The organism is Helcobacillus sp. ACRRO (assembly GCF_022347125.1).
Classification (GTDB): domain Bacteria; phylum Actinomycetota; class Actinomycetes; order Actinomycetales; family Dermabacteraceae; genus Helcobacillus; species Helcobacillus massiliensis.
Genome location: NZ_JAKRNG010000004.1, coordinates 48,653 through 63,703, shown reverse-complemented (window position 1 = coordinate 63,703; position 15,051 = coordinate 48,653). Strand labels below are relative to the sequence as shown.

Below are 15,051 nucleotides of genomic sequence, written 5' to 3'. Positions count from 1 at the left end.
GCCCGCACGGAGGGCCGCGCCACACCCGAGAAGCCGCCGATCCGAACCATTTGCGCAGACCCTCCCCGGGTGCAATAATCCTTCGCGTTTACCCCAGATTCGCGTGAGCACCCGGTGGTCCCGCGCGAAGTTCAGCAGAGACCGTCGATGGGATCCACTCATGGCAACTGACTACGACGCCCCGTTCAAGAAGGATGAGGACTCCTCGGAGGACTCGATCGAGGAGCTCAAGGGCCGCCGAAACGACAACTCCTCCCCGGAGGTGGATGAGGACGAGGCCGAAGCGGCCGAGGGCTTCGAGCTTCCCGGTGCCGACCTCTCCAACGAGGAGCTCAGCGTCCTCGTGCTGCCCCGCCAGGCCGACGAGTTCACCTGCGGCTCCTGCTTCCTGGTGAAGCACCGCAGTCAGATCGACCACCTCGAGGGCAAGATGATCATCTGCAAGGAGTGCGCCGCCGCCTGAGCGCGCACCCTGCCCCTCCGGCGCACGGCACCGGATCAGACGACGGGCGGCCACCTACTTCGAGCATGTGCTCGGCGGTGGCCGCCCGTCGTCGTTCCCGGGGTGCCGCGCTCTCAGGCGCCCTGCCGCTGAGCGGCCAGGATTGCAGTGCGGCACTCCTCCGGACTGCGCAGCGAGAGGACCCATGCGGGGGCCGGGTCCTCCTCATCGAGGATCGGCACCTGCAGGCCGGTGCGGATCCAGCCGCGGGTGCAGCGGTAGGCGTCGGGCCGGATCTCCGGTCCCATCACGCGGCGCATCCGCTCGGCGTCGAGGACCTCCGGCTCACCCAGCAGGTCCGTGCTGATGTGCGCCGGGCCCGCGTGCAGAGCCTCCCGCGTCACCCGCACCACGGGGGAGGTGAGGATGAGGATCGCCGGCACACCGATCAGGCCGGCGATGCCGACGGCCAGACCCGCTGCAGTGGACAGCACGGTGAGGATCATCCCCAGCAGGGCACCGAACACAGCGCCCGCGATGAGTGGGACGGGGCCGGGGGAGAGGCGTTCGCGGAAGAGGTCATCGTTCATTCCTCCATCATCACCCACCACCGGGCCTGCACTGAAGTCGGAACGGAGAGGGGAGATCCAGGCGATAGGCTGGGCACATGTGTCCACCCGATGACCGAGCCAGTCTGCAGATCGCCGCGAGCGATCCCGCGCTCATGCCCAGCCGCGCCCACGCCGACGACGCGGGCCTCGACCTGCGCGCCGCTGACGCGGTCCGCCTGGAGCCCGGCGACCGCGCCCTCGTGGACACGGGCCTGAGGATCGCCCTGCCCACCGGCACGGTCGGCCTGGTGTGCCCCCGCAGCGGGATGGCGGCGAAGCACGGCATCACCGTGCTGAACGGCCCCGGCATCATCGACGCCGGCTACCGCGGCCCCCTCAAGGTCGCCCTGGTCAACACCGATCCGCGCGAGGCGTTCGAGATCCAGCGCGGCGACCGCATCGCCCAGCTGCTGGTCACCCCCATCATCATCCCGGAGATCCAGCGGGTGGACGCGCTCGGCGAGTCCGCCGGCCGCGGCGTCGGCGGCTTCGGATCATCCGGCGGCTTCGGCGCGCAAGGAAGCGAGGACACCAAGTGAAGCGACTCTTCTCCCGCAGGAAGAAGGACGAGACCGCTGCTGAGGCCAGTGACGCCTTCGTGCAGCCCGCGCAGGCCGACGGGGCCCCCGACCCCGCTGCGGCCGCTGAGGAGACGGCGACCGACGCGCCCGCGACCGAGCCGATGCCGGCGGGTCCGTTCGACATCGCCGACGCCCCCGAGGGCCAGGCCCGCATCGACTTCGGCGGCCTGCAGGTCCTGCCGATCGACGGCCTGCAGATCTCCGTGGACGCCGAACGCGAGACCCGTCGCCTCACCGGCCTCAACCTCGTCTACCGAGACACTCTGATCCAGCTGCAGGCATTCGCTGCGCCCCGCCGCGGTGGCCTCTGGGAGGACGTCCGCGGTCGTCTGCGCGCCTCGCTGACCGCCCAGGACGCCACCACGGAGACCCGTCAGGGCGAGTTCGGCACCGAACTGCACGCCCGCATCCCCGTGTCGTCGGAGAACTCCCAGGCCCGCACCTACCGCCCCATGCGGTTCATCGGCGTGGACGGCCCGCGGTGGATGCTGCGCGCCGTCGTCTCCGGTCAGGCGCTGCGCGATGATGAGATCCGCGAAGACGTCGAACGGATCATCCGCTCCACCGTGGTGGTCCGCGGCAGCGGACCGATGGCGCCCACCGAAGTCATCGAACTGTCGATGCCCGGCGCCACCACCGACACCACGGAGCGCAATCCCTACGCGGACGTCGCCCACATCCAGCCCGGGCCGGCGATCGCGGAGACCCGCTAGTGCTCAGGTGGCTCGAGCGGCTCCTGAACCCGTCGGCCCAGCAGCCGACGGGGCCCGCGGACGCCCCCTCCCGCCACCAGCGCATCGCCTCCATCCACGGGCGCGACAAAGTCCGCCTGCGCGGCGTGATCTCCTCCCTCGTGGTGCGGCCCGCGCACGCCACCCCCGCCGTGGAGGTGGAGCTGTTCGACGGCACCGGCGTCATCACCGTCTTCTGGCTGGGCCGCGAGAAGATCACCGGCATCGCACCCGGAGTGCGCCTGGAGGTCAGCGGATTCGCCGCCGTGCGCGGCGGCCTGCCCGTGATGTACAACCCGCGCTACAGCATCCTGGGCGCGGACGATGAGGAGCTCGAAACATGACCCCCGACAACGACCGGCCCGTCAGCGAGCGCGGCAGTGAGAAGGGCATGCGCGCTGCCTTCACCCAGGACGACTTCTCCGTCTCCGACGCCATCGGCGGGCCGCGCGGCATCCTGGAGTCCGTGCTGCCCACCCTCATCTTCGTGGTGCTGTACGTCATCACGCGCGACGTCACCGTACCCGCGGTGGCCGCCGTCACGGCCGTGATCGTGCTGCTGCTGGCGCGCCTCGTGCAGCGCCAGTCCGTCTCCACTGTCCTCGGCGGCGTGGTCGCGGTCGCCGCCAGCGCCGTCCTCGCCGTCCGCTCCGGTGACGGCTCCGACTTCTTCCTCATCGGCATCATCACCAACGCCGTCAGCTGCACGGTTCTCGTGGCGTCAGTGCTCGCCGGGTGGCCCCTCGTCGGCGTCCTCGCCGGGATGATGGATCAGCGCATCGCCGACTGGCGCGAGCATCCGTCGGCCCGCTCCGTGTACCGCCGCGCCACACTGGTGCTGGCGGGCCTGTTCGCCGCGAAGGTGGCGGTGCAGGCGCCGCTGTACCTCACCGATCAGGTCGAGGCGCTCGGGGCGGCGAAGCTCGTGATGGGGCTGCCTGCGTTCGCGCTCGTGGTGTTCTTCATCTACCTGATGCACCGGGCGCTGCTGCAGCGGCTCGGCCGCGCGGAGCAGCCGCCCACCGATCAGTCGACCTGATCCTCCGGCACCACCGGCAGCGTCGCGGTGACGTGCTCCAGCGCCTCCGGCACAACGAGGGACTGCAGGTCATCCGTGGAGGCGCCGCCCTCGGAGAGGAACAGCAGCTGGTCGCGGGACTCCAGGCCGTCGCGCGGCTGCGGCGCCATCGGGCGGCCGCCGCGGATGATGCCGACCAGCACCGCGCCCGCCGGCCAGCTGATCGACGCAACCGTGCGGCCCACCAGCGGGGAGGTCTCCGGCACCGTCACCCCGACCATGTTCGTGGCGGTCTTCGCGAACGAGAAGAGGGTGACGATGCGGCCGACGCTCACCGCCTCCTCCACCATCGCCGTCATCAGGCGCGGGGTGGACACTGCGACGTCCACGCCCCACATGTCGTCGAACATCCATTCGTTGCGGGGATGGTTGACGCGGGCGACGGTCCGCGGCACCCCGAACTCCGTCTTCGACAGCAGCGACACCACGAGGTTGACCTTGTCATCGCCGGTGGCGGCGACCACCACGTCGGCGTCGGACACACCGGCCTGAGCGAGGGTGTCGAGCTCGGCGGCGTCGCCCTGCACCCACACGCCGTCGGTGAGGTCCGCCTGGGGCTCGTCCTGGTCGATGAACACGACGGTGCGGTTCTCGTCAGCGACCTCGCGGGCGATCGAGCGGCCCACGCTGCCAGCTCCCACGATCACGATCTTCACAGCTTGTCCTCTTCGTCGATGTTCTTCGTGTGGGTCAGCATCGACTCCACCGCGTGCAGGCGCTCCGTCTCGATCAGCAGGTGCAGCAGGTCCCCGTCCTGCACGCGCATCCCCGCCTGCGGCAGCATGCCCTCACCGAGCCGCGTCACGAAACCGACGCGGACCGTGAGCATCCCCTCCAGCTCCGTGATCGGGGTGCCGACCCACGAGGCGTCGAACCCGGAGGTGACCATGGTGACGGACCCGGTCACATCCTGGAACTCCAGCTGCGAGGAGCCCGGCAGGAGACGGTCCATCATCTGCCGGGTCGTCCAGCGGACCGTCGGGACGGTCGCAACGCCGAGGCGCTCATACACTTCGGCGCGGCGCGGGTCGTAGATGCGCGCCACGACGGTGCGCACGCCGTACAGCTGACGGGCAGAGCGTGCGGAGATGATGTTGGAGTTGTCGCCGCTGGAGACGGCGGCGAATCCCGCCGCTCGATCCGTGCCCGCCTCAGCGAGGACGCGGCGGTCGAAGCCGAGGCCGGTGACGGTGGTGCCCTCGAAGTCGTCGCGGAGCCGGCGGAACGCCTTCTCGTCCTTATCGATGATCGCCACGGAGTGCCCCATCGAGGACAGCTGCTGGGCCAGTGCGGCGCCCACGCGTCCGCAGCCCATGACGACGAAGTGCACGGTGGCCTCCTGAAGAGTGGGGTGCTCGGCTGTCGGCGGGGCTGTCCTCGTGGACGCCGCCGCCGACCCCGACCAGCCTAGTCGCAGATCCCGTGGCCAGCGCGCTAGAGTTTGACCCGTGCCAGGGATTTCCGGATCGCTCAAGCGCCTCGTGGTGGGGCGGCCGTTCTCCTCAGACCGGCTGTCGCGCGAGCGTCTGCCCAAAAGGCTCGCCCTGCCCACCTTCGCCGCTGACGCCCTCAGCGCCGTCGCGTACGCGCCCGACGAGATCCTGCTGACCCTCGCCGTCGGCGGCGTCACCACCTATGCGCTGAGCCCGTGGGTCGGGCTTGCGGTCGTCGCGCTGATGGCCGTGGTGATCATCACCCACCGCACGATCATCCATGAGTATCCGTCGGGCGGCGGCGACTTCGAAGTCGCCCAGAAGAACCTCGGACCCCGCGCCGGCCGCGTCGTCGGCGCTGCGCTCCTCGTGGACTATGTGCTCACCGTCGCGGTGTCCGTGGCGCAGGCGTCCACCTACGCGGCCTCCACCACCTCATTCCTGCACGGCTACGAAGTGCCGATCTCCCTGGCGGTGATCGCGGTGATCGCCGTGGTCAACCTGCGCGGCGTCCGCGACTCCAACGTGGTCCTCGCCGTCCCCGTCTACCTGTTCATGGCCGCGCTCGGCGTCCTCATGATCGCCGGCGCCTACGGGACCATCACCGGCACCCTCGGACAGGCTCCCAGCGCCGGGCTCGACCTCGTGGTCACCGACCCGGTCGAGGAGGGGCTGACCGCGCTCGGCGGCGTGTTCCTCATCCTTCGCGCCTTCACGTCCGGCTGCGCCGCCCTCACCGGCGTGGAAGCCGTGTCCAACGGCGTGCCGTCCCTGCAGCCGCCCAAGTCGCACAACGCCAGCATCGTGCTCGTCATGGTGGGCATCGCCGCCTCCGTCCTCATCATGGGCGTGATCTGGCTTGCGGGCGCCACCGGCGTGAAGTACGTGGAGAACCCGGCCGAGCAGCTCGCCCGCAGCGGTGAGCCGGTGGGGGAGGCGTACCACCAGGTGCCCGTGATCGGACAGATCGCACAGGCTGTCTTCGGCGGCACCGGAGTGCTGTTCGCCCTCGTCATCCTCGCCACCGTGCTGGTGCTGTGCATGGCGGCGAACACGGCGTTCAACGGCTTCCCGATCCTCACCAGCATCCTCGCCCGCTCCCGGTACCTGCCGCGGCAGTTCGCCGTCCGCGGCGACCGCCTCGCCTACTCCAACGGCATCATCGCGCTGGCCGCGGCCTCCGGGGTGCTCGTGTGGGCGACCGGTGCCGAAGTGACGCTGCTGATCCAGATGTACATCGTGGGCGTGTTCGTGTCCTTCGCGTTCGGGCAGGCGGGCATGGTCCGTCACTTCAATGCGCGCCTGCGGGTCGAGGCGCAGTCCGCCCGCCGGCAGCGGCTGCGCCTCGGCCGCCTGATCAACCAGATCGGTTTCGTCATCGTGGCGACCGTGCTCGCGGTCGTCGTGATCACGAAGTTCGCCGAGGGCGCCTGGGTGGCGCTGCTGCTGATGGCGGTCCTTCTGCTGCTGATGACCGGCATCTCCCACCACTACGAGGACGTCCGCTCGCAGCTGGAGCTGCCGCAGACGGCCGCTGACTCGGACGCGGCGGCCCCCGTCGGCATCCAGGACGCCGCCGGCGACTCCGCCGGGGAGCGCACCTCCTCCAGTGCCGACCAGGACTCCGACTCCGGCTTCAGCTGGCAGCGCCGCGCCCTCTCCTCCCGTGCGGTGGTGCTGGTGACAGCGCTGAACCGGCCCGCGATTCGGGCCCTCGACGTCGCCGCCGCATCCCGCCACATGGAGGTGGAGGCGCTGACGGTGAAGAACGACGAGGCCCGCACTCGTCAGCTCATCGACCGGTGGCGCGACCTCGACATCCCGATGTCCCTGCGGATCGTGTACTCGCCGTACCGCGAATTCTCCGGTCCGATCCTCGCGTACGTCTCATCCCTTACCAGGCGACACCCGGATGATGTTGTGGTCGTCTACATTCCGGAGTACCTCGTGGGACACTGGTGGGAGGCACTGCTGCACAACCACGCGATGAACCGTCTCAAGCACCAGCTGACGATGCTGCCCCGCGTGGTCATCGCAACCGTGCCGTGGCAGCTCACATCAGCGCGCGAGCGGTCGAGGTTCTTCCGCGACCATCTTCAGCGCGCCCGAACCAGGAGAGGGCGCAGACCATGACGGACGCCAGTGCGACCGAGGGACGCATCATCACGGTCACCACGTCGAAAGCGGCGAACGGGGGCACCTTCGTGGCCCGGCATGAGGGCCGCGTGGTCTTCGTCCGCGGCGCCGCACCCGGGGAGACCGTCGCCGCCCGTGTTCTTCCGGAGGACGACCGCGACAGCGCCCGCTTCTGGCGCGCCGAAGTCATCGAGGTCATCGACCCGTCCCCGGACCGCGTGGAGTCGATCTGGCCCGAAGCCGGCACCGGCGGACTCGGCGGTGCCGACTTCGCCCACATCGCCCTGAACGCACAGCGCCGCATCAAGACCGACATCCTGCAGGAGCTGCTCACGCACGCGCGTCTGAGCACGATCGACATCGCCGATGTCTCCGTGGAGCCGGCCCCCGGAGACTTCGACGGACTCGGTTGGCGCAGCCGAGTCCGGTTCTCCGCCGACGGCGGCCGCATCGGCATGCGCGGCTGGCGGTCCCACACGGTCCACGGCGTGGGGGACAACCCGCTCGCCGCGGAGCCGATCGCCCAGATGCACCTGTCGGACATCACCGTGCCGGAGTGCGTCGGTGCGATCGACGCGGTGGCCCCGTCGGCCTCCGGACCCCTTCTCGTGATCCGGTCGCACCAGCCGCTCACCCTGGAGGACCTGGCGCTGCCGAGGCGCCTGGACGATGTGGACGTCGCCGTGGTGACGCGCCGCGGCAGCGACGTGCTGCGCGGCAGTGAGCGGGTTCGTGAACGGGTCGGCGAGGACGAGTTCGAGCTGTACGGCGGCGGCTTCTGGCAGATCCACCGCTCCGCCCCGCGGGTTCTGACCACCGTGGTCTCCCGCATGCTCGGCGCCCAGGAGGGGGAGACGGTCTGGGACCTGTACGGCGGCGCCGGTCTGCTCAGCGTCGGTGCGGCCCGCGCCGTGGGGGAGAGCGGCTCCCTCGTGTCCGTGGAGGGATCGGCGCGCGCGAGCCGTGACGCCGAAGGCAATCTGTCCGCCTTCCCCCAGGCGTCGGTCGTCGCCGCGGATGTCACCGATTTCGCGGCCCGCGCCGACACGGGCGCCGATCGGATCATCATGGACCCGCCGCGCGCCGGTGTCGGGGAGAAGACGATCCGCCGCCTGCTGGAGCTGACGAGGCAGCGGGCCGTGTACGTGTCCTGCGAGCCCTCCACCCTCGCCCGTGATCTGCGCGCCGCCGAACAGGCGGGCTGGCGCATCATCGACTTCCGCGCCTTCGATCTGTTCCCGCACACTCACCACCTCGAATCTGTGGTGACGCTGGAACCGGCGACGGCCGGGTGAGGCTTCGCACACGGCGGAGCCTCGTGATAGATTTATCTTGAGATCAAGATATCTGTGAGGAGATGCCCGTGAGCACCGTCAATTCCTTCGACGCCAAGACCTCGCTCAAGGTCGGCGACACCGACTACGAGATCTACGACCTCGGCAAGGTGGAGGGCGCCAGCCGCCTCCCGTACTCGCTGAAGATCCTGCTGGAGAATCTTCTGCGCACCGAGGACGGCGCTGACATCACCGCTGACCACGTCCGCGCCCTCGCCGAATGGGACCCGAAGGCGGACCCGTCCACCGAGATCCAGTTCACCCCCGCCCGCGTTATCATGCAGGACTTCACCGGCGTGCCCTGCGTGGTGGACCTCGCCACCATGCGCGAGGCCATGGAGGACCTCGGCGGCGACGCCTCCAAGATCAACCCCCTCGCACCGGCCGAAATGGTCATCGACCACTCCGTCATGATCGACGTGGCCGGCCGCCTCGACGCCCTCGAGAAGAACATGGAGCTCGAGTACGGCCGCAACCGTGAGCGCTACCAGTTCCTCCGCTGGGGCCAGAACGCCTTCCAGGACTTCAAGGTCGTGCCCCCGGGCACCGGCATCGTCCACCAGGTCAACATCGAGTACCTCGCCCGCACCGTCATGACCCGCGAGGTCGACGGCGTCCTGCGCGCCTACCCGGACTCCTGCGTCGGCACCGACTCCCACACCACGATGGTCAACGGCCTGGGCGTGCTCGGCTGGGGCGTGGGCGGCATCGAGGCGGAGGCGGCGATGCTCGGCCAGCCCGTGTCCATGCTGATCCCGCGCGTGGTCGGCTTCAAGCTCACCGGCGAGATCCCGCCGGCCGCCACCGCGACCGACGTCGTCCTCACCATCACCGAGATGCTCCGCAAGCACGGTGTGGTCGGCAAGTTCGTGGAGTTCTACGGCGAGGGCGTGGGCCAGGTGCCGCTCGCCAACCGCGCCACCATCGGCAACATGAGCCCCGAGTTCGGCTCCACCTGCGCCATCTTCCCGATCGACTCCGTCACCACCGACTACCTCCGCCTCACCGGCCGCTCCGAGGAGCAGGTGGAGCTGGTGGAGAAGTACGCGAAGGCCCAGGGACTGTGGCACGACCCCGCGAACGAGGTCGAGTACTCCGAGTACCTCGAGCTGGACCTGTCCACCGTGGTGCCGTCCATCGCCGGCCCGAAGCGCCCGCAGGACCGCATCGTGCTGTCCGAGGCGAAGAAGGGCTTCCGCGAGGTGCTGCCCGCCTACGCCCGTGACGCCGCTGCCGGTGACGACACCGTCGCCGTGGACGAGGGCGACGGCTCCTTCCCCGCCTCCGACCCCGCGAACGAGGGTCACGAGGAGGACAAGCCGGCCCGCGAGAAGGTCGCCGGCCGCGCCTCCAACCCGACCCCGGTGAAGGGCCACGACTTCGAGATCGACCACGGCATCGTGTCGATCGCGTCGATCACCTCCTGCACCAACACCTCGAACCCGTCGGTGATGATGGCCGCGGGCATCCTGGCGAAGAACGCCGCTGAGAAGGGCCTGGAGGTGAAGCCGTGGGTCAAGACGTCCATGGCTCCCGGCTCTCAGGTGGTCACCGGCTATTACGAGAAGGCGGGCCTCTGGCCGTACCTCGAACAGCTGGGCTTCCACCTGGTGGGCTACGGCTGCACCACCTGCATCGGCAACTCGGGCCCGCTCGCCCCGGAGATCAGCGAGGCCATCGCCGAAGGCGACCTCGCCGTCACCTCCGTGCTGTCCGGCAACCGCAACTTCGAGGGCCGCATCAACCCGGACGTGAAGATGAACTACCTCGCGTCCCCGCCGCTCGTGATCGCCTACGCACTCGCCGGCACCATGGACTTCGACTTCGATGTTGATCCGCTGGGCCAGGACAAGGACGGCAACGACGTGTTCCTCAAGGACATCTGGCCGAACCCCGCCGAGGTGGAGAAGGTCATCGGCGAGTCCATCACCCGCGAGATGTACCAGAACGACTACGCCGACGTGTTCCAGGGCGATGAGCGCTGGCGCTCCTTGGAGACTCCGGAGGGCGACACCTTCGCCTGGGACGAGGACTCCACCTACGTGCGCAAGCCTCCGTACTTCGAGGGCATGGGTGCTCAGCCGGAGCAGCTCACCGACATCTCCGGTGCTCGCGTCCTGGTGAAGGTCGGCGATTCGACCACCACCGACCACATCTCGCCCGCCGGCTCCATCAAGGCGGATTCGCCCGCCGGCGTGTACCTGAAGGAGCACGGCGTTGACCGCAAGGACTTCAACTCCTACGGGTCCCGCCGCGGCAACCACGAGGTGATGATCCGCGGCACGTTCGCGAACATCCGCCTGCGCAACCAGCTTCTGGACGATGTGGAGGGCGGCTACACGAAGAACTTCCTCACCGGGGAGCAGTCCTTCATCTACGACGCTGCGCAGGACTACGCCGCCAAGGACATCCCGCTGGTGGTCATCGCCGGCAAGGAGTACGGCACCGGCTCCTCCCGCGACTGGGCTGCGAAGGGCACCAAGCTGCTCGGCGTGCAGGTCGTCATCGCGGAGTCCTACGAGCGCATCCACCGCTCGAACCTCATCGGCATGGGCGTGCTGCCGCTGCAGTTCCCGGAGGGGCAGACCCCGGACTCGCTCGGCCTGACCGGCGAGGAGACCTTCTCCTTCACCGGCATCGAGGCGCTGAACGACGGACCGATCCCGTCGACCGTGCACGTCACGGCCGAGCGCGAGGGCGGCGAGACGGTCGAGTTCGACGCGGTGGTCCGCATTGACACCCCGGGCGAGGCGTCCTACTTCCGCAACGGCGGCATCCTGCCGTACGTGCTGCGCCAGCTCGCGGCGAAGTGATGGCTCCGGCCTGACCCGCGCAGCGGCCCCGTTCCCCTCCATCGATGGGGGAGCGGGGCCGCTGCCCTGTGAAGGGCGGCGCGGCGTGTGCACACGCCGTTCTCACACTTGTGATCATCTGGTGAATTTCTGCACGTATGTGCAGATGCGCTCGGAAACCGCAGATGGGGAGCGTAGTCTCGCGGTATGAGCAGAACGCAGACGGAGATCGTTGAGCACGCCGCCACCCCCGCGGCCGCCCCGTCCATCCCCGCCGACCCGGCAACCCTGCGCGCCCTGAGCGCCGCCGAGGTCGATGCTCTGCTGCCGCACCTGCGGCGCAGCCTGCTCGACATCGTCGCCGCCAGCGGCGGCCACGTGGGCCCGAACCTCGGCGTCCTCGAACTCACCGTGGCCCTGCACCGCGTGTTCGACTCCCCGCGCGACCCGATCGTGTTCGACACCGGCCACCAGGCGTACGTCCACAAAATGCTGACCGGCCGCCCCGACCTCGCGGGGCTGCGCACCGAAGGCGGCATCTCCGGCTATCCGAGCCGATCGGAGTCCGAGCACGACCTCGTGGAGAACTCCCACGCCTCCGGCTCGCTCGCGTGGGCGCTGGGTCTCGGCATGGCGTTCTCCGCCGACGCGGCTGCGCTGTCCGACGGGTCCCGCTCCCGCACCTCCGTCGCGGTGATCGGCGACGGCGCCCTCACCGGCGGTGTGGGGCTGGAAGCACTGAACCTCGCGGTCGATCATCCCCACGCACGCACCGTGTTCGTCCTCAACGACAACACCCGCAGCTACGCCCCCACCATCGGCGGTCTGGCTCGCTGCCTCAGTGAGCTGCGCAGCGGCACTGCTGCCGCGAACCCGTTCGAGGTGCTCGGCTACCGCTACATCGGTCCTGTCGACGGGCACGACGTCCACGCCCTCGAAGCCGCCCTGACGCAGGCGCGGGACGCCGCCGGCCAGGGCGCGGTTCCGCTCGTCCACGCCGTCACAGCGAAGGGCCGCGGCCTTCTCGCCGCCGAACTGCACGAGGTGGACCTGTGGCACGCCCACGGCCCGTTCGACATCACCACCGCCCAGTCGACCCCCGACCCGGTGCCGACCGGCCCCGGCGCCACCTGGACCGACCGCTTCGCCGCGACCGTGCTCGGCATCGCTGACCAGCGCGACGACATGGTGGCGCTGAGCGCCGCCATGATCGACCCCGTCGGCCTCACCCCGATGCAGCAGGCCCACCCCGCACGGGTCCTCGACACCGGCATCGCCGAGCAGGTGACCCTGGACATCGCCGCCGGCCTCGCGAACGCCGGCCAGCGGCCCCTGGTGGCGCTGTACTCCACGTTCCTCACCCGCGCGATCGACCAGCTGCTGATGGACATCGGCCTGCACAGCGAGCCGGTGACGATCACCCTGGATCGCGCCGGTGTCACCGGTGATGACGGCGCCAGCCATCACGGCATCTGGGACCTTGCGCTCGCTGCGCAGGTGCCGGGCCTGGAGGTGTGCGCGCCGCGCGACGGGCAGCGGCTGGAGGACGCCCTGCGCCGCCGCCTCGGTGGTGATGAGGCGCCGACGGGTCCCGGCCTGATCCGGTTCCCGAAGGGCTCAGTCGGCCCCGATGTGGCCGCGGCGGCCTCGGTGCCCGCCGGAGATGTCCTGTTCGCGTCCTCCGACGCCGCGCTGGCGTGCGCGACGGGCGAGGCGCTCGATGCTGAGGCGCCGACGCTGATCATCACGATCGGGTCGCTCGCTGGCCGCGCCGTGGCGGCGGCGAAGACGCTCGCCGCGACCGGCGCAGAGGTGCTGGTCATCGACCCCGTCATCGCCCTGCCGCTCGCGGGACCCCTCCTGGACCTGTGTGCGCGTGCGTCGGCCGTGGTGACGATCGAGGACGGCGTGCGGGAGCGCGGCATCGGGGCGGCGCTGCGGTTCGCCCTCGCGGACCGCGGCGTGCAGGTGCCGAGCGCCGTGCTCGGTGTGGACCAGGCGTTCATCGATCACGCGAAGCGCGACGCGATCCTCAGCCGTGAGGGCCTGGACGCGGAGGCGATTGCGGAGGCTGCGGCGCGCCTGCGCTGACCAGCGGGCCCGCGCCGCTCTGCTGAACGGGTGCGGTTCAGGCGATGCTGGAGCGCGGCGACGGGTCGTCGGCGCGGCCGGTCAGGATGATCGGAGCACCGTCGGTCACGATCAGCGTGTGCTCCGCGTGGGCGCCGGTGGAGCCGTCATCGGTCTCGACCGTCCAGCCGTCCCGCTCGGTGATGAACAGGGACGCCGTGGTGGGGGACAGGAACGGCTCCACGGTGATAGCCATTCCCGCCTCCAGGCGCTGACCCGTCCCGGGCTGACCCCAGTTCGGGATGAACGGCTCCTCATGCATGGTGCGACCCACGCCGTGCCCACCGAAGCGGGTATTGATGCTGTAGCCGAGTGCGTGCGCCCGTGACTCGACCGCGTGCCCGATGTCGCCCACGCGAGCGCCGGCGACGGCGGCGTCGATCCCCGCCCACATGACGTCCTCGGTGTCCTGGATGAGGCGGCGGTGCGCGTCGGACTGCTCACCCACGCTGATGGACAGGCAGGAGTCGGCGACCCAGCCGTCGAGTTCGACGGCGAAGTCGAGGGACAGCAGGTCCCCGTCGGCCAGGACGCGGTCGTAGGGGCGGCCGTGCAGCACCGCCTCGTTGACGGAGGTGCAGATGACGTGCCCGAACGGGGAGCCGCCGAAGCTGGGGTGGTAGTCGAGGTAGCAGGAGGCGGCGCCGGCTTCGCGGATCAGGCGGTGCGCTTCGGCGTCGATCTCCAGCAGGTTCATGCCGGGCTCCACGACCGTGCGCAGGTGGGAGAGCACACCAGCGACGAACTCGCCGGCGGGCCGCAGCTGCTCGGGGCTGGGGCGGTTAGTGCGCGGGCGTCGGCGTCGCAGCATGGGCGCCGGCCTCCTCATGGTCGACTGCGGTCTTCTCCCGCCACGTGTACAGGCTGGAGCCCACCCAGGAGATGCCGCCGGCGAACAGGGCGGCGCCGGTCATGTGCAGCGCCACGAGCAGCTCCGGCAGCCCCAGCAGGTACTGGGTGTAGCCGATGACGGCCTGCAGGGCGGTCACCACGACGAGTGCGAGGGCGGCGCGGCGGGCGGGGCGGTGCGCCCCGGAGGCGACGAGCGCGACCAGCAGGCCCACAAGGAGCCCTGCGAACAGCATGACGACGTCCGCGTGCAGCCAGGAGATGGTGCGCGGATCCACCATGAAGCGAACCATCGTGTTCGCGTCACCGGAGTGGGGGCCGGAGCCGGTGACGATGGTGCCGAGGATGAGCACGAGGAACCCGGCCGCTGCCATCGGCCAGAACAGCAGCCGCACTGGGCGGGCCACGGCGGGACGGCCGGTGTCATTGCCGTCGTACAGGCGGTACAGCAGCAGGCCGGAGACGAACACCAGGATGGGGGAGACCAGGAAGTGCAGGCTCACCCATTTCGGGTCGAGGTGCAGCACCACCACGCCCATGCCGAGCAGCGCCTGTACGAGGGTGAGGATGAGCGGCACCCACGCGAGGACGCGGAAGCCGGCCCCCTTGTGCTTGAGCCACAGATAGGTGAGGACCAGGACCGCGACGGCAAACACCACCAGCACTCCGGTGAGGGTGCGGTTGCCGAACTCGATGAACGGCCGGATGCCCATCTCAGGGTGGTAGCGGGGCGTGAACTGGCCCGGTTCGCAGTTCGGCCAGGTGGAGCAGCCGAGGCCGGACCCGGTCAGGCGGACCACGGCGCCGGTGACGATGATGCCCATCTGGGAGATCATGTTGCCCCAGAAGGCGATGCGCAGCAAGAGCGACTGCTTCGGGGTGAGGCCGATCAGGCCCTGGTGCGGGGTGGAGCTCATGCGGTCATTGTAGGAAG

The 15,051-nt window shown here is 70.0% G+C and carries 14 protein-coding genes; 9 read left to right on the top strand and 5 right to left on the bottom strand.

Annotated elements, in window-relative coordinates:
* The first annotated feature begins 160 nt into the window (after positions 1 to 160).
* Positions 161 to 463: a DUF4193 domain-containing protein gene (locus tag MHY20_RS02410; protein WP_183374210.1), complete on the top strand. Its 303-nt coding sequence runs from the start codon at positions 161 to 163 to the stop codon at positions 461 to 463.
* A gap of 113 nt (positions 464 to 576) precedes the next feature.
* Here the strand turns inward: MHY20_RS02410 and MHY20_RS02405 are convergent, their stop codons facing one another.
* Complete coding sequence (locus MHY20_RS02405; protein ID WP_183374212.1) at positions 577 to 1,032, bottom strand: DUF3093 domain-containing protein; 456 nt, start codon at positions 1,030 to 1,032, stop codon at positions 577 to 579.
* A 77-nt stretch (positions 1,033 to 1,109) separates the two neighbouring features.
* On the opposite strand from MHY20_RS02405, the gene dut reads away from it, so the two are divergent.
* The 4 genes from dut to MHY20_RS02385 are packed head-to-tail and all read left to right on the top strand — an operon-like array spanning position 1,110 to position 3,404.
* Positions 1,110 to 1,592, top strand: a complete 483-nt coding sequence (gene dut, locus MHY20_RS02400; RefSeq protein ID WP_183374214.1) for a dUTP diphosphatase — start codon at positions 1,110 to 1,112, stop codon at positions 1,590 to 1,592.
* On the top strand, positions 1,589 to 2,347 hold the full coding sequence (locus MHY20_RS02395; RefSeq protein WP_183374216.1) for a DUF3710 domain-containing protein: 759 nt from the start codon (positions 1,589 to 1,591) through the stop codon (positions 2,345 to 2,347). The genes dut and MHY20_RS02395 overlap by 4 nt, the downstream gene beginning before the upstream one ends.
* A complete protein-coding gene (locus MHY20_RS02390; protein ID WP_239374364.1) occupies positions 2,347 to 2,709 on the top strand; it encodes a hypothetical protein in 363 nt (120 codons plus the stop codon). Before MHY20_RS02395 ends, MHY20_RS02390 begins: the two co-directional genes overlap by 1 nt.
* Positions 2,706 to 3,404: a DUF3159 domain-containing protein gene (locus MHY20_RS02385; RefSeq protein ID WP_183374218.1), complete on the top strand. Its 699-nt coding sequence runs from the start codon at positions 2,706 to 2,708 to the stop codon at positions 3,402 to 3,404. Before MHY20_RS02390 ends, MHY20_RS02385 begins: the two co-directional genes overlap by 4 nt.
* On the opposite strand, the gene MHY20_RS11710 is transcribed toward MHY20_RS02385, so the two are convergent.
* Positions 3,392 to 4,099, bottom strand: coding sequence for a TrkA family potassium uptake protein (locus MHY20_RS11710; RefSeq protein WP_183374220.1), 708 nt, complete (start codon positions 4,097 to 4,099; stop codon positions 3,392 to 3,394). The genes MHY20_RS02385 and MHY20_RS11710 overlap by 13 nt on opposite strands.
* The gene (locus tag MHY20_RS02375) at positions 4,096 to 4,773 is read right to left on the bottom strand and encodes a TrkA family potassium uptake protein (RefSeq protein WP_239374362.1); all 678 of its coding nucleotides are present in this window, start codon (positions 4,771 to 4,773) and stop codon (positions 4,096 to 4,098) included. Before MHY20_RS02375 ends, MHY20_RS11710 begins: the two co-directional genes overlap by 4 nt.
* 118 nt (positions 4,774 to 4,891) lie before the next feature.
* Here MHY20_RS02375 and MHY20_RS02370 point away from each other — a divergent pair, with 118 nt between their 5' ends.
* The 4 genes from MHY20_RS02370 to MHY20_RS02355 all read left to right on the top strand — a co-directional run bounded on the left by MHY20_RS02370 (position 4,892) and on the right by MHY20_RS02355 (position 13,229).
* Positions 4,892 to 7,009: an APC family permease gene (locus MHY20_RS02370; RefSeq protein ID WP_239374360.1), complete on the top strand. Its 2,118-nt coding sequence runs from the start codon at positions 4,892 to 4,894 to the stop codon at positions 7,007 to 7,009.
* Positions 7,006 to 8,307, top strand: a complete 1,302-nt coding sequence (locus MHY20_RS02365; RefSeq protein ID WP_183374226.1) for a TRAM domain-containing protein — start codon at positions 7,006 to 7,008, stop codon at positions 8,305 to 8,307. The genes MHY20_RS02370 and MHY20_RS02365 overlap by 4 nt, the downstream gene beginning before the upstream one ends.
* A 68-nt stretch (positions 8,308 to 8,375) precedes the next feature.
* Positions 8,376 to 11,159, top strand: coding sequence for an aconitate hydratase AcnA (gene acnA, locus MHY20_RS02360; protein ID WP_285261567.1), 2,784 nt, complete (start codon positions 8,376 to 8,378; stop codon positions 11,157 to 11,159).
* A gap of 186 nt (positions 11,160 to 11,345) precedes the next feature.
* On the top strand, positions 11,346 to 13,229 hold the full coding sequence (locus tag MHY20_RS02355; protein WP_239374356.1) for a 1-deoxy-D-xylulose-5-phosphate synthase: 1,884 nt from the start codon (positions 11,346 to 11,348) through the stop codon (positions 13,227 to 13,229).
* A gap of 37 nt (positions 13,230 to 13,266) precedes the next feature.
* On the opposite strand, the gene map is transcribed toward MHY20_RS02355, so the two are convergent.
* Positions 13,267 to 14,079, bottom strand: a complete 813-nt coding sequence (gene map, locus MHY20_RS02350; protein ID WP_239374354.1) for a type I methionyl aminopeptidase — start codon at positions 14,077 to 14,079, stop codon at positions 13,267 to 13,269.
* Positions 14,051 to 15,034, bottom strand: a complete 984-nt coding sequence (locus MHY20_RS02345; RefSeq protein WP_239374352.1) for a COX15/CtaA family protein — start codon at positions 15,032 to 15,034, stop codon at positions 14,051 to 14,053. The genes map and MHY20_RS02345 overlap by 29 nt, the downstream gene beginning before the upstream one ends.
* Positions 15,035 to 15,051 lie beyond the last annotated feature (17 nt).

Excerpts from the sequence above, each read along its gene's own strand:
- map (WP_239374354.1), bottom strand. The coding sequence starts at position 14,079 with ATGCTGCGACGCCGACGCCCGCGCACTAACCGCCCCAGCCCCGAGCAG.
- MHY20_RS02410 (WP_183374210.1), top strand. The coding sequence starts at position 161 with ATGGCAACTGACTACGACGCCCCGTTCAAGAAGGATGAGGACTCCTCG.
- MHY20_RS02405 (WP_183374212.1), bottom strand. The coding sequence starts at position 1,032 with ATGAACGATGACCTCTTCCGCGAACGCCTCTCCCCCGGCCCCGTCCCA.
- MHY20_RS02345 (WP_239374352.1), bottom strand. The coding sequence starts at position 15,034 with ATGAGCTCCACCCCGCACCAGGGCCTGATCGGCCTCACCCCGAAGCAG.
- MHY20_RS02385 (WP_183374218.1), top strand. The coding sequence starts at position 2,706 with ATGACCCCCGACAACGACCGGCCCGTCAGCGAGCGCGGCAGTGAGAAG.
- MHY20_RS02365 (WP_183374226.1), top strand. The coding sequence starts at position 7,006 with ATGACGGACGCCAGTGCGACCGAGGGACGCATCATCACGGTCACCACG.
- dut (WP_183374214.1), top strand. The coding sequence starts at position 1,110 with ATGTGTCCACCCGATGACCGAGCCAGTCTGCAGATCGCCGCGAGCGAT.
- MHY20_RS02355 (WP_239374356.1), top strand. The coding sequence starts at position 11,346 with ATGAGCAGAACGCAGACGGAGATCGTTGAGCACGCCGCCACCCCCGCG.